General features: G+C 34.2%; 10 protein-coding genes. 6 read left to right on the top strand and 4 right to left on the bottom strand.

Annotation, left to right across the window (positions count from 1 at the left end):
• The 3 genes from HPY79_11160 to HPY79_11170 all read left to right on the top strand — a co-directional run.
• Positions 1-876 (top strand): tail fiber domain-containing protein (locus tag HPY79_11160; GenBank protein ID NSW46361.1); only part of this gene is annotated, 876 nt, incomplete at its 5' end.
• A gap of 4 nt (positions 877-880) precedes the next feature.
• Positions 881-3,130, top strand: a complete 2,250-nt coding sequence (locus HPY79_11165) for a T9SS type A sorting domain-containing protein (protein ID NSW46362.1) — start codon at positions 881-883, stop codon at positions 3,128-3,130.
• 100 nt (positions 3,131-3,230) lie between these two features.
• Positions 3,231-3,410, top strand: a complete 180-nt coding sequence (locus tag HPY79_11170; protein NSW46363.1) for a hypothetical protein — start codon at positions 3,231-3,233, stop codon at positions 3,408-3,410.
• 348 nt (positions 3,411-3,758) lie between these two features.
• Here the strand turns inward: HPY79_11170 and HPY79_11175 are convergent, their stop codons facing one another.
• The 4 genes from HPY79_11175 to HPY79_11190 form a co-directional block, all read right to left on the bottom strand.
• Positions 3,759-5,237, bottom strand: coding sequence for a pyridoxal-phosphate dependent enzyme (locus HPY79_11175; GenBank protein NSW46364.1), 1,479 nt, complete (start codon positions 5,235-5,237; stop codon positions 3,759-3,761).
• Positions 5,238-5,297: 60 nt separating this feature from the next.
• A complete protein-coding gene (ygfK, locus tag HPY79_11180; GenBank protein NSW46365.1) occupies positions 5,298-8,513 on the bottom strand; it encodes a putative selenate reductase subunit YgfK in 3,216 nt (1,071 codons plus the stop codon).
• Positions 8,514-8,663: 150 nt separating this feature from the next.
• Complete coding sequence (locus tag HPY79_11185; GenBank protein ID NSW46366.1) at positions 8,664-9,353, bottom strand: response regulator transcription factor; 690 nt, start codon at positions 9,351-9,353, stop codon at positions 8,664-8,666.
• Entirely contained in the window at positions 9,350-10,195 is an 846-nt protein-coding gene (locus HPY79_11190; protein NSW46367.1) for a sensor histidine kinase, read from the bottom strand. The genes HPY79_11185 and HPY79_11190 overlap by 4 nt, the downstream gene beginning before the upstream one ends.
• A 256-nt stretch (positions 10,196-10,451) precedes the next feature.
• On the opposite strand from HPY79_11190, the gene HPY79_11195 reads away from it, so the two are divergent.
• Genes HPY79_11195 through ispG form a run of 3 tightly spaced genes read left to right on the top strand, consistent with a single transcriptional unit; the run spans position 10,452 to position 14,229 of the window.
• Positions 10,452-11,858, top strand: coding sequence for an aminopeptidase P N-terminal domain-containing protein (locus HPY79_11195; protein ID NSW46368.1), 1,407 nt, complete (start codon positions 10,452-10,454; stop codon positions 11,856-11,858).
• Positions 11,859-11,863: 5 nt separating this feature from the next.
• Positions 11,864-12,610, top strand: coding sequence for an alpha/beta hydrolase (locus HPY79_11200; protein ID NSW46369.1), 747 nt, complete (start codon positions 11,864-11,866; stop codon positions 12,608-12,610).
• Positions 12,607-14,229, top strand: a complete 1,623-nt coding sequence (gene ispG / locus HPY79_11205) for a (E)-4-hydroxy-3-methylbut-2-enyl-diphosphate synthase (GenBank protein ID NSW46370.1) — start codon at positions 12,607-12,609, stop codon at positions 14,227-14,229. Before HPY79_11200 ends, ispG begins: the two co-directional genes overlap by 4 nt.
• Positions 14,230-14,615 lie beyond the last annotated feature (386 nt).

The raw sequence follows: 14,615 nt of genomic DNA on the forward strand, positions 1-14,615 counted from the left end.
TTAGGTTCAAGAGCTTTGGTTGATGCTAATAATGCAGTAGCCATAGGTTATCGTGCTTATGCCAATACGGCAAATACAGTCATATTAGGAGGGATAAATGGTGTAAATGGTGCAACATCTAATTCAAGAGTGGGTATAGGTACAACCGATCCATCTGAAGCCTTGGAAGTTAATGGGAATGTTATATTAAATAATAATAATATTGAAGGAGCAAGGATGATTTGGAGGGGAGGTACAGGTGGCGATCTTGAATATAGAGCAAGGGTTACTGAAAATGGATTACTCAGTTTTTTCCCTATTGAATCAGGTTCCCCAGGATATATAGGAGAAGTATTAGTGCTTAGCCCCATTGGTAATGTTGGTATTTCTACTAATACGCCGCAGGCTCGTTTACACGTGATAGGTTCTTCTTCCCAAACCTCAATTATTTTAGCTACGAATAACAATAGTTACCAAACCGATTGGCCTGGTGGTTGGGGTGGCGGGCTTTCTACTTGGGATATTAATTGTGCATCCATTCAGGCAAGTTCATATGTTACACGTTCTGATATGCGTTATAAAAAAGATATTCAGAATCTGTCTTTTTCCGCATTAGAAAGAATAGCTCAGGTACGTCCAGTAAGTTATCAGTATGTTGATACGCTCGAAGAGTCGGGTTTAAAAGGTCAATATCATTATGGCTTTATAGCTCAAGAATTTGAGAAGGTATTTCCACAATTGGTAGGCGAAAATGTAAATGGATATAAACATTTGAACTATGTAGAAATGATACCGGTATTAACAAAGGCAGTACAAGAATTAATGCAAGAAAATGAAATCTTAAAAAAGCAAAACAAAGAGATTTTAGAGAAACTTGATAAACTGATCAATAAATAACTTTATGAGAAAAATAGTCGTTATATTTACCTTTATAATTATCGCATTAAACAGGTTATGGGGCACCTCGTGGTATGTTGATCCTATTAATGGAAGTATGTCAAATAATGGCAGTATTAACAGTCCATGGACAACCATTAACGATTTGATTGTTAATAATAAAATTAAATCTTATAAACCGGCATCATTCCCTTATTCATATTATGCTAGTCAAGTTATAATAAATTCATCTGCACCCATTAGCGGAGGCGATACTATTTATTGTTTAAGTGGTAACCAAGGTCATCTAGTTATTTCTAATTATTATAATCAACTTCCGATAGTAATTATGCCCTATCAAAATGCTTCGGTTGAATTTTTAAGCATTAAAATAGTAGCTTCATCTAATTGGATATTTAAGGGAATACGAGTAAGCCAGTCCTTTTCAGGTCAAGTTGATACCGTTTCAAGCAATACGCCTTTTTTAGTTGAGGTTCAATCGCATAATTGGTTAGGCCCTTGTTGGGACATTACATTTGATGCATGCGAAGTGTATACAGTTGATGAGGTAATAAACTGGACAGCAAATGATTGGAATGCTTTTGAAAGAGGTGGAATGATTTGTCGTTATCCGGCGAGAAAGATTAACTTTAAAAACAATATACTTAGAAATATTCGTTATGGTATTCAGAGCCTATCCGATTCTTCTGAAATTTCTAATAATTATATTATTAATTTTTCAGAAGATGGAATTAGGCACCAGGGGAATAGCATACGTATTTTAAATAATAACATCCGCAATTCATACGCTACAAATGCTAGTTATCATAGAGATGGCATACAAGCATTAGTTAAAGATACCATGAAAAATATTATTATTGAAGGGAATGCTATTATACAATTTGATCCGGTTAGCCCTCATTCATTTATTTCTGATTTACAAGGTATAACCGGATTTAATGAAGGCTTTCATAAAGACTGGGTAATAACAAATAATCTAATTGTTGTAGATTCTTATCATGGTATTACATTATGTGGTGCATTAAATTGTAAATTTATTAATAATACTATTATTGATGCTGTAGCTAGTAATGCATACATTCCAAAATTGTGGATTGATAGTTTACGTCCTACAAGTCAACCACATTATCCGTCTGTTGATAATATAATAATAAATAATGCTGCACCTAATTTTACACTTATTTCAGATAGTTATTTTGCAGAAACTAATTATTTGGCTGATGTTTCTGAATATAATGCCTTATTTTTAGATCCTGCTAATTTCGATTTTCATTTAACAGCTACAAGCTCGTTACGAAATACGGGATCTTCTACTTTTGCGCCTTTAAACGATATAGAAGGTATCTTGAGACCTTTGGGTAATGCTTTTGATATTGGTTGCTATGAGTATTATGAATGTCCTATATTACAATCATTTGATACAACCAGTATTTGTCAAAATGATACTTTTTATTGGGGGCAACAAATTATTTATTTGCCCGGTAATTATATTGATACCATTGCCAGTTCAATGACGGGCTGTGATAGTATTTTATATTTAAATGTTATGGTATATCCTAAACCGTTTTTCTCCTTGGGCAATGATACTACAGTATGTTCTCTCTTTGAATTGACAATAAATGCTAATGGAAATAGTTATATGTGGTCAACAAGTGATACAACTGATAGTATATTATTACATAATATTGGTACAAATACTGTTTGGGCTACTGTTTCAAATGAGCATTGTTATTATACAGACACAATTACTGTTAATATTCTAAGTCCACCTGTTGTAAACATTATTCCTTTTCCCGATTCTGTGTATTATTGTGTAAATAGTCTAGTAAATTTATCGGTAGACAGCAATTATAATTCATATTTATGGAGTACTAATCAAACTAGTAATAGTATTAATATCAATAATTCAGTAGCTGGTATTTATACTTATACAGTAACTGTTGTAGATTCTAATGGTTGTGTTGCAAGTGATGATATCGTATTACATTATGATATGTGTGATAATATTAATTCTGTCAACGATAATAATTACCAGGTTTATCCAAATCCTGTCAGTGATAAAATATTTATAAAAGGATTAAATGGAAAAGAACATATTCGATTATTAGATGTTGGTTCTAAAGAATATGCTTATATAATGAATTCTAATTATAGTGTAGATGTTTCTTTATTAAATGAAGGTTTATATATTTTAGAAATTGAAACAAATAATGAAATAATGCGATTTAAATTAATTAAAGCTAAAATAAACTAATATGAGTCCTTTACAAGGCTATTAATATGTAAATATATGAATGTTAATAACTTATTGATATCTTTATTTAAATTCCAGAAATAATGCTTGTTTTAGCGTTATGAAATTAGAAAAATCAGGAAATAAGATATTTTTCGCAGCTTATATAAGTCGTCATTGTTATTTAATAGAACGAACCTTTGGTAGTATAGCTCGTTATAAAGGCATGGCAAAAGTTCATACAGAACAAGTATTAAAAGCCATTGCCTATAATTTAAAATTTGCAGAATCGATTATTTAGATGGAAGAAGTGTGCTCATGTGCGAACTAAAGCATAAAATAAGGACTAAAAAGGTAAAAATACATGCAATTTTATGTGTCAAAAATGCATTTTTTGACAAAAAACACCTCTTTTTTGAATATTACTTCAATTATTCAACAATAAATAAAAAAAATAATAATTTTTCAAAGGCCTCGACTTTAACTTGTCATCACTTACTAAAGCCTCAAACGGACGTGGTGGCACAGAATTATCACTTCGCTATTTGCCATTTAAGCCTAAAAAGTCGAATAGCTTGATATAAGGATTTAAAAAATATATTATTAAAAATGAGGCTGTCTAAGAAAATGACAGCCTCATTTTTTTTTGTTATAATTTATCAAAAACTCCTGTTTCTTTGTTGAATTCTTCGATCAGTTTGTCCAAGGCTTCAGTTTGGTTGAAAAGCTGGCGCCATATTTCTCTATCGTACCAGAGTTGATTCAAGTCTTCAATTTCTTTGGCTTGCTGTTCAACCCAAGTAAAATATTTAAGATTATGGATCATCTTTTGGTCTTGATAGGTTAGTTCACGCATGTAATCTGTTTTTGCTCCTAACATACATTTTTCATGGTCTTTTGCTGCTTGCAATGGATTATAATTTCCGCGTTCAGCTCTTAATTCTAAAAGGCGTGACTGATACATGTCTGCAGAGTCAGTAGCTACGGTCATGATAACATCGTCTGATGTCATTTCGTAGTATTTAGCCATTTTAATAGCCGTGAGCATGTTTGATATGCCAGAAATACCTAATAAATGAAGGTTCTGAGCAATATCTTTAGGAATACCCTGATTGATTAAATATTCAATACCATCTTTTTCGTTAAATAAACGAAGAATGCGCATACAATCTTCATCATCGATGGCAACAACTGCATTGGTATTTTTAACATTATGAATCCAAGGTACATGTTTGTCGCCAATACCTTCAATTCTATGTCCTCCAAAGCCATTCATTAAGAGAGTAGGGCATTGTAGTGCTTCGGAGGCAGCCACTTTAATATGAGGATATTGTGTGCGGAGGTAGTCGCCAGCTGCAATAGTCCCGGCTGAACCGGTTGCTGAAGCAAAACCTGCAAAATTACTTTTATCGGTTTTAATTTCATTGTAAACTTCTTGCATAGCAGCACCCGTAATGTTGTAGTGCCATGCAGCGTTTCCAAATTCGTCGAATTGGTTGAAAATAATATGATCTTTTTTATTGCGGCGAATATTCCAGCATTCGTCGTAAATTTCTTTAACGTTCGATTCACAACCTGGGGTAGCAATGACTTCTGCACCAATTTCTCTAAGCCAATCGAAGCGTTCTTTGCTCATTTCTTGTGGAAGAATGGCAACTGCTGTACAACCCATGAGATAGGAGTCGAAAGCACCACCACGACAATAGTTACCGGTTGAGGGCCATACAGCTTTATGGTAAGTAGGGTCAAACTCTCCGGTTACAATTCTCGGAGCAAGGCAACCATATGCAGCACCAACTTTGTGGGCACCTGTGGGAAACCATTTTCCAATAAGTAAAACAATGCGAGCATCAACACCTGTCAACGATTTGGGAAGTTCTATATAGTTTACTTTTCCAAATAATCCACCTTTTTCTTTAGGCTCGTTGTGCCAGTTAATTCTAAATAAATTGATGGGGTTCAAATCCCATAATCCGACATCTTTTAAACGGTTTTTTATTTTTTCGGGAATTAAATCGGGATTCTTCATTTGTGCGAAAGTTGGAAGAATAATGTTTTTTTCGCGAAAACGTTCGATAGCTCTCTTGCGAGCTTCGGGATTTACAATTTTGTTTTCTACTTTAATCATGTTTTTCGTCTTTAAAAATTACACAAAGTTACAAGTTATTCTGTTAAGTTAGTCAATATTTTAATATAGGTTTTTGCCGGCATCGATGAGTGCTATCATTTCGGCAATAATGGTTGAGTTAAATTCTGTAATAGAAGCTTTTTTAAATTCTATAAATTTGAATTCGTAGGTATGGGCATCTATCGTGGCTTTTATTAGCTCGTTATTGAAAAAGAATAAGTCGTTGTCTTTTTGTAAGCTCGATTTATTGCCTTTTTCGATATACCATAAGGTTTGGTCTTCTTTGCTAAGCATAAAACCCCTTTCAGCTTTTTGAAAACTTTCGGGTGTGAGGTAAAATTTGGGTTTGTCTTTGTATGGTTTCCCATTTGTGGGGCAAAACGTAGTACAATTGCCACATTCGTTGCAAAAATCACCAATGTTAAGTACCTGATATTTTTGTTTTATATCAAGCGTTCCAATAGTCTGGGTAATGATGTTATTCTCGTTGTTAGAAATTTTATAGATGGGAATGGTTTTTGGCTCGGTAAAGTAAGTGTAATTAGCTCTATTGGGGCATACGGTGGTACAAACACTGCAAACATCATCGCAAAGCAAGCATCGACGAGCTTCGTTAATAGCTTGTTCTTTTGTAAGCGATTCAATTACGACTTTAAAGTTTTTGCGTTCGTTGATAGGTGTTTCGTTCAGTTTTTCCCCTTTAATGCGTTTGGCTTTTTTTATGATGTAGTCGCTATAAGTTAAATTTCTGTCTTCTTTTTCCGGTTCAAACGAAAAGTGTATATTTTCTTTATTAAAAATATGTTCAGCTACTTTTCTGCCATCGCCAACGGCTTGAACAAAAGTAGAGGCGTTGTGCAATGCATCGCCGCCTATAAAAACATTGGTTAAATTTGTTTCGATGGATGTAGGGTCTTTTTTCAAATCATTATCGGGCAAAAAGTCCAGCACTACCTCTTGTCCTAAAGCAGGAACGATTAAATCGGCTTTGAGTTCAAATTCAGAACCTTCAATAGGTTCGGGTTTTGGTCGTCCACTCGAATCGGGGCTACCTAATTTCATTTTGATGCACTTAAGCCCCATTACTCGGTCGTTTTTGCTAAGAACAGCAAGCGGAGTTGTCAGTTCCATAATTTCAATGCCTTCGCTAAGTAGTGCTTTAATTTCTTCTTCTTCGGCTGGCATTTCAGCAATGGTTCTTCGGTAAATAACGGTTACTTTTCCATTTTCAGGAACAAGTCGATATGCAGTACGTGCAACGTCCATGGCGGTGTTGCCACCGCCTATAATAATAACATGGCTGCCAATATTGTATAATTCTTGTTGTTTGATTCGTTTTAAAAAATCGAATGGATTGCATACACCCACAGCTTCTTCGCCTTTGATATTCATTTTTTTGAATTTTTGAGCTCCTACGGCAATATAAGTATAGTTGTGAGTTTGTCTTATTTTTTCGAAATCATCTTTGGTTAGCGATGTGTTAAAATGAATATGAACGCCCAGTTGGATAATTCGCTCTATATCTTTTTTGAACGAATTTTGGTTTAACCTAAAAGTTGGTATTGTATGAGCCACCATTCCACCAACGGATTCTTCTTTCTCGTATATATCAACCTCAAATCCGGCAAGGCGTAAAAAATATGCACACGATAAGCCTGATGGTCCTGCCCCGATAATGGCAATTTTTTTCCCGTTATTGGCTTGTGGCTTTAACAATGGTTCAATATTTCCTAAGTCTGAAACAAAACGCTTGATTTCGCGAATGAGCAAGTCGTTGTCGTAATTGATACGAGTGCATTTTGTTTGGCATGCGTGATTACAAACCATGCCCAGCGAATTTGGGAATGGATTTTTCTTTAAAATTACTTCGTAAGCTTTTTGAAATTCGCCTTTAGCTGTATAATACATGTACGAGGGTATATCTTGATGGGTAGCACAAGCATCGATACAAGGAGCGTGAATACAATCGAAATAGCCTAAGGGCAGATTATTTTTTATGTTGGGTTCTTGAAATGGGTTGTCTTTGTAATATTCATCGTTGAGAACACGATCAGCATATTGATTTAAATAAGCAAGGTTATCTACTGTAAGGTCTATGTTTAGTAGGCTTTCAATGTATTGTGCCATGCGTCCATAACCTCCGGGTTTAAGTAAATCAGAGCTTACGGTTATAGGTCGTAGTCCACAATTGAATACATGGTGAATATTAAACGCATCGACACCTGCCGAAAAGCTAATGTCGAGTTGACCGTTAAATTCGTTTTGTAGTTTTTTAGCAAGGTTGATACTGATGGGGTGAAGTGCTCTACCACTCATGTACATCATTTTTTCGTTAGGTGGGAAAACGTTTTTGTGGTTGATGCTTTCGAGGGTATTAGTAAGTTTAATACTAAAATGAACTCCATTATGGATAGCTGCTTGTTGTAAGTTTTTTATCATGGGCACTGCATCCTCGTATTTGAGGTCGTGTTCAAATGCAATATCAGGGACATAGGTTTTAAATCCTAGTTTATTATTTAAAATATCTCGAAGCTTATCGGAACCTAATAGAGTGGGGTTAAGTTTTACAGTAGTATGAAGTTTTTTATCAGCAATTAAATAATGAGCAATTTTTTCTATTTCATCGGGTGGGCAACCGTGCATGGTCGAAAGTGTAATATTGTTAGAGATTTGCGATGGAATATTAATTTTTTTTATATCAGGATATAAAGGTTCTAAAGCTTGAATAAAATGTTGTTTTTCTTCGGAGCAGTTGCTCATTTTTTTTAGAAACCATTGTACGTTGTCTTTTAATATGCCTTCGAGGTTGTAGCCTACGCTCATATTGAAAATAGTGCCTATGTCCTCACGGCTATCCCAATTGAATTTATGTTTAAGAATATGAATAATAATCCATGCTTTGAGGTATTCTTCGTACGATTCTTTTATTTTGAGTTCTTGCGACCATTCACAGTTGTAGCCTTCGTCTTGCATATCGATGCAAGGTTTCGAAATGTTGAGTTCGTCGAGTGTTTGAATGGTTTTAAGTTCGATGTATCGGGCTCCGCAAAGCCAAGCACTAATAATGTTTTGTGCAAGTTGTGTTTGTGGTCCTGCAGCAACGCCAAAAGGTGTTTCAAGCGTTTGTCCGTATCGATACATTCTGAATTTATCGTTGACAGATGGTTTAAAAAACAAAGCCTCGGGAATACCAAATATTTCCTTGCGTTCGTTGTAGTCGTTAAGAATAATTTTTAAAAGATGTTCAATACGAATGATGTTAAATTTATCGTCCATAGTAAAATGATTAAAATGCAAAGATAAGCCAAATCGAAATAAACAACTAAAAAAGTTTATTGCTTATATCAAAGTATATATGCAAAAAATGATGAAATTAAAAGTAAATGCTTTAAAAAAATAAGTTATTTAAATTTAATGGCCAATATTTTATTCCAAAAATTTATATCCAACACCTTTAATGGTATCAATATATTTTTCGCCTACTTTTTCACGTAATTTGCGAATATGAACATCAATAGTACGATCGCCGACAACGATATCGTTTCCCCATATTCTGCTATAAATAGTTTCTCTTGTAATAACTTGTCCTGGTTTTGAAGCTAACAAAACAAGCAAATCAAATTCTTTGCGTGCTAATTTTATTTCTTTTCCTTGAGTTATTACTAATCGTTTATCAATATCAATGATTAAATCATTAAAAATATATTTATGTGTTTCAGAGAGTTGTTCAAATGAAAATCGACGAAGTAAGCTTTGAATACGAGCTAATAATACTTTGGGTTTAATTGGTTTTGTAACATAATCATCGGCGCCAGCTTCTAAGCCTGCTATTTGTGAATAATCTTCGCTTCGTGCGGTAAGAAAAACGATGATGCATTTGTTTATAGCAAAATCGGGTAAAGTTCGTAAGTGTTCACAAACTTGCATGCCATCTATTTTGGGCATCATAATATCGAGTAAAATAACTTGCGGCTTTTCTTTTTGAGCTTTTTCAATCGCTTCTTCGCCGTCAAATGCTGATATTACAGTATAACCTTCGCGTATTAAATTATACGATAGCATTTCTACAATATCGGGTTCGTCGTCTACAACTAAAATTTTTATTTTTTCGCTCATAAGGCTTTATTTAAGGTGAAACTAAATGAAGAACCAACACCATAGGTGCTTTTAACATATATTTGTTGCTGATGTGCTTCTAAAATATGCTTTACTATTGCTAAACCTAATCCGGTTCCTCCTATATCGCGACTTCTGCTTTTATCTACTCTAAAAAATCGTTCAAATAACCGTGGAATGTAGTGTTCTTCTATGCCAATACCGTTATCAGAAACTTCTATTAATAATTTTTGTTCTAATTCGTGAATGAAAACACTGGTTTTACCACCTTCTTTCCCATAATTTATAGAGTTAAGTAGCAAATTATATAGTACATCGGCAATACGTTGACGGTCTGCTCGAACCATAAAAGGTTTAACTTGATTTATTAAAAAAAACTTAATATTTCGTTTCTGTGCTTTATGCTCGAGCATTTCAAACATTTCGTTAATTAATGTAACAATGTCGAAATCTTCGTAATGCAATTGTAATTCTCCATTTTCTATGTTCGAAATCGTTTCTAAATCTTGAATAATAGCAATCATTCGGTTAATGTTTTTTTCGGCTTTTTCAAGAAACTTTTTGTTAATGGAAGTATCGTCAATGCCTCCATCTAAAAGGGTAGTAATATAACCTTGAATTGAAAACAATGGGGTTTTAAGTTCGTGCGAAACATTTGATAAAAATTCACGTCTAAATTTTTCGTTACGTCGCAATTTGTCTATTTCTTTATTTCGCTGTAGTACCCATTGAGCAACCTTTATGTTGGCTTTGTTCAAAATATCTAGCGACTGTTGATAAGATTCTTCACTTTCAGGTTTATCTATTATGCTATAAAGTGGAGTTAGTTTTTTAGTTATCATTTGTTTAATTAAAAAATAAGAAGACAACCAAATTATGATAAAAAAGAATATTAGCACAAGCAGAATGAATGTCCATTTGATAGTAGAAGGGATTAGAACAACTGTAATACTCGCTAAAATTAAAGATGTTATAGCTATTGCAAATGAGATTTTTTTAGCAGTATATAATTCAAACTTCATAAATAAAATTAGTACATTTGTGCTGTGCTGTAAAAGTATAAACTTTATGTTAAATTAACGTTAAATATATTAAAATATGTTTGAAAAAAGTAAATACATTGAACGTCGCCAAAAACTTATATCTTTAGTAAAACAAGGTTTAATCGTTCTTTTAGGCAATAAAGAAGTGTCGTTAAATTATCCGGCTAATACTTATGCTTTTCGCCAAGATAGTTCATTTCTATATTTTATTGGAATTAATATTCCTAATATTGCTGCAATTATTGATGTAGAACAAAATGAAACGATTCTTTATGGCGATAATATCGATATAGAAGATGTTATTTGGATGGGACATTTACCTTCAATGGAAGAATTAGCATCTCAAGCGGGTATAACCAAAGTAAAACCATATAAATTACTTGCCAACGATTTATCTAATGCTTTAAAAAATAACAGAAAAATTCATTATACACCACCCTATCGTAATGCCAATAAAATATTTTTATCCGAAGTATTGCAAATTCCATTGAATCAGATAAAAGAAAAATCTTCACCAGAGTTATGCAAGGCCATTGCTTTACTTAGGTCTGTAAAAGATGCTGACGAAATTGCACACCTCGACGAAATAATGGCATATGGCTACGAAATGCATGTTACAGCTATGCAAATGGCACAAGAAGGTATGCATGAACAAAAAATTGCAGGAGCCATCGAAGGGATTGCATTACAATATGGAGCAAGAGTCTCGTTCCCGGTAATATTATCAAAACACGGTGAAATATTACACAATCATCATCACAACAATATTTTACATAAGGGCGATTTACTTCTGTGCGATGCCGGTTTTGAGTCAAATTTAGGTTACGCTACCGACCATACCCGTACGATTCCTGTGGGTGGAAAATTTTTGCAACAACAACGTGAAATATATGAAATTGTGCTGAAAGCGAATAATAAAGTAATTTCACTTTGCAAGCCGGGTGTTTATTATCGCGATATTCATATAGCTGCAGCTAAAGAAATTACCGAAGGTCTCAAAGCATTGGGGCTTATGAAAGGAAATACCGACGAAGCGGTAGAGGCTGGTGCCCACGCATTGTTTTTTCCACACGGATTAGGGCATATGATGGGACTCGATGTTCACGATATGGAAGACATCGGCGAAGCTTATGTAGGTTACGACGAAACCATTGAACGAAGCCAGCAATTTGGATTGGCTTATCTGCGATTAGCAAAAAAATTACAGACCGGATTTGTAATTACCGACGAACCTGGCATATATTTTATTCCTGCCCTTATTGACTTGTGGAAATCTGAACGTAAATTTGAAGCTTTTATAAATTACGAAAAAGTTGAAACATATAAAGGCTTTGGTGGTATTCGACTCGAAGATGATTTGCTTATTACTGAAACAGGATGTCGTTTGTTAGGTAAGAAAAGAATACCTATTGCACCCGAAGAAGTTGAACAAACCGTTAATGGTATTTGTATTTCAAAATAAATATTATGCTTGCTTATACCATACAAGGAAAAGGAAAGCCTTTGATTTTTTTACATGGCTATCTGGAAAATAAAGAACTTTGGCAAGATTTTTTAAAATATTTTAGCAATTATACCTGCATATGCCTCGATTTACCTAATTGCGGTCAGAATTCCATTACACCAATGCCTTCCATTGAAGCGATGGCCGATGAGGTGTTTTCTACTTTACAAAAAATTAATATAACTAAAGCCAGCTTTATTGCTCATTCTATGGGAGGATATGTCTCGCTTGCTCTTGCTAACAAGTATTCTAACATGTTAGACCGTCTAATATTACTACATTCACATCCCTTTGCCGATAGCGACGAAAAACGAAAAGCTCGTTTACAAGAAATCGAAATTATTAAAGCTGGTAAAAAATTACTTTTGTTACAGCAATTTATTCCTAAATTATATGCACCACATTTTCACGATAAGCATTGTTTTGCGCTAAGCCAAAAAATGGCAGAAAATACTTCAACTGAAGGAATGATTGCATGTTTGCAAGCCATGGCAAACCGTTCTGATAACAGCTCTTTACTACATCAAACAACTTTCCCAGTATTATGGATATATGGACGGTACGATCAATTATTTAATTTTGAGTTAGCTGAAAATTTTAAAACTAATAATCCAGTAGTAACAAAGCATTTATTAAACCAAAGTGGACATATGGGAATGTTTGAGCAACCATTAGAGACAGCGAACATTATTAACTCATTTTTAAAATGAATCCACTATTTTTATCTTTTACCGATTATCATCGTTTTCCTACAAACGAAGTGCGAGTTGGTAATATAGGTATAGGAAAAAATAATCCGATTCGCATTCAAACCATGACGAATACAGATACGCGTAACATAGAAGCTACCTTGCAACAAATAGTAAATATATTTCAGGCGGGTGCTGATCTCGTTAGAGTATCAGTACCAAACGAAGCAGATGTAGAATCGCTAAAATCAATAAAATCAAAGCTTTTAAAACAAGGAATTACTATCCCTATTATTGCAGATATACACTTTAATCCACGATTAGCCGAATCTATAGCACCTTTTGTTGAAAAGGTGCGTATCAATCCTGGAAATTATGTTAATCGTTCCAAATCGGCTCAGGCAAAAATCTATACTCCCCAAGAAGTACAAAAAGAAAAAGAAGAGATACATCAACGTTTAAAGCCATTGTTAAATATCTGTAAAGCAAATGGTACTGCTATTCGAATAGGGATTAATTTTGCTTCTCTATCGTGGCGAATGGTTAATCAATATGGTAACACACCTATGGCAATGGTGCAATCGGCTATTGAATTTATTGAAATTTGTAGGCTCGAAAGTTTTCATCAATTAATTATATCGCTAAAAGCAAGCGATATACATAATACCTTGTATGCCAATAGGATGTTTATTGAAGAGATGGCAAAACGCGACTGGCATTATCCTATTCATGTGGGCGTTACCGAAGCCGGTTTAGACATAGAAGGAAGAGTGAAGTCGGCTATTGGTATTGGTAGCTTGTTATGTGATGGAATTGGCGATACTGTTAGAGTCTCTTTAACCGAAGCCCCAGAAAAAGAAATTCCTGTTGCAAAAGAAGTGGTTAATCAGGTATCTGCTATTCATCCAAATGTTAAGATTTCTAATAATTGGATCCATCATCCTTTTTTTTATAAAAAAAGAAACACAGCATCTGTTTTATCTTTTATTGGAGGAAAAAATTTAGCTCCGTTTTTAGTGATTACCGAAAAAGAACAGTTGCCACAAGATTGGGAATTGATTTTTCAAAGCTCTGACAAGGTTATCAGAATAGATGTATGTTTGGAAGACACTGTTTTTGACGTTCGGCGAAAAGTATATGAGTACATTAATACAAATAAACCTATTTATTTAGTTTTCAATGCAAATATAGGAGTTTCGTCTCAGTTGACACGATTTTCTGTTATATGTGGCAATTTATTTGCCGAAGGCTTAGTAGAGGGCATTGTTGTTAAATGCAACGAAAAAGAAAAAGAACAAGCAGAACAAATGATAAAAGCCATGCTTCAGATTACAGGTGTTCGGCGAACTGGTAATGAATATATATCTTGCCCTTCATGCAGTAGAACCCAATTTGACATTGAAACCGTTGCTCGTGAAGTTAAAAAAGCAACCCAAGCATATAAGGGATTAAAAATTGCTGTAATGGGTTGTATAGTAAATGGCCCTGGCGAAATGCAGGATGCCGATTATGGATTATTAGGAGCAGGTAATAATAAGGTAATGCTTTATAAAAAAGGAGAGGTTGTTGCTAAAAATATTTCACTCAACGAAGCTATTGATTTGCTCATAAATGAAATTAATCAAGATCAAAAGCAATAAATAGTTATTTACATTTTGTTGAACGATTTATTTTGTAAGGTTAAATAATATAAACTAAGACCTTTGCAAAACTCTTTTTTGTCATTGCTATCCTTTCCCGTTATTGCAAATGAAGAGTTGGCATGGTGTTTTGGTCCCGAGAAATCGGGAGAAGCAATCTTACTGATGCTCGTTAAAATTGTGTTGTGAGACCTTTGCAAAACTTCTTTTTTGGTCGAGTCCAACCTTTCTCTCGTCATTCTGAGCTTGTCGAATTTCCCGTCATTCTGAGCTTGTCGAAGAATGACCCCATTGCCCATTTTGTTTTGCGTATGGTTATACCTCGACAGGCTCGGTATGACGGTGGGTGTAGAGTTTATTCTTCTAAAAATATTACTTTTTTATTA

The sequence above is a fragment of the Bacteroidales bacterium genome, from assembly GCA_013314715.1.
Classification (GTDB): domain Bacteria; phylum Bacteroidota; class Bacteroidia; order Bacteroidales; family GWA2-32-17; genus Ch61.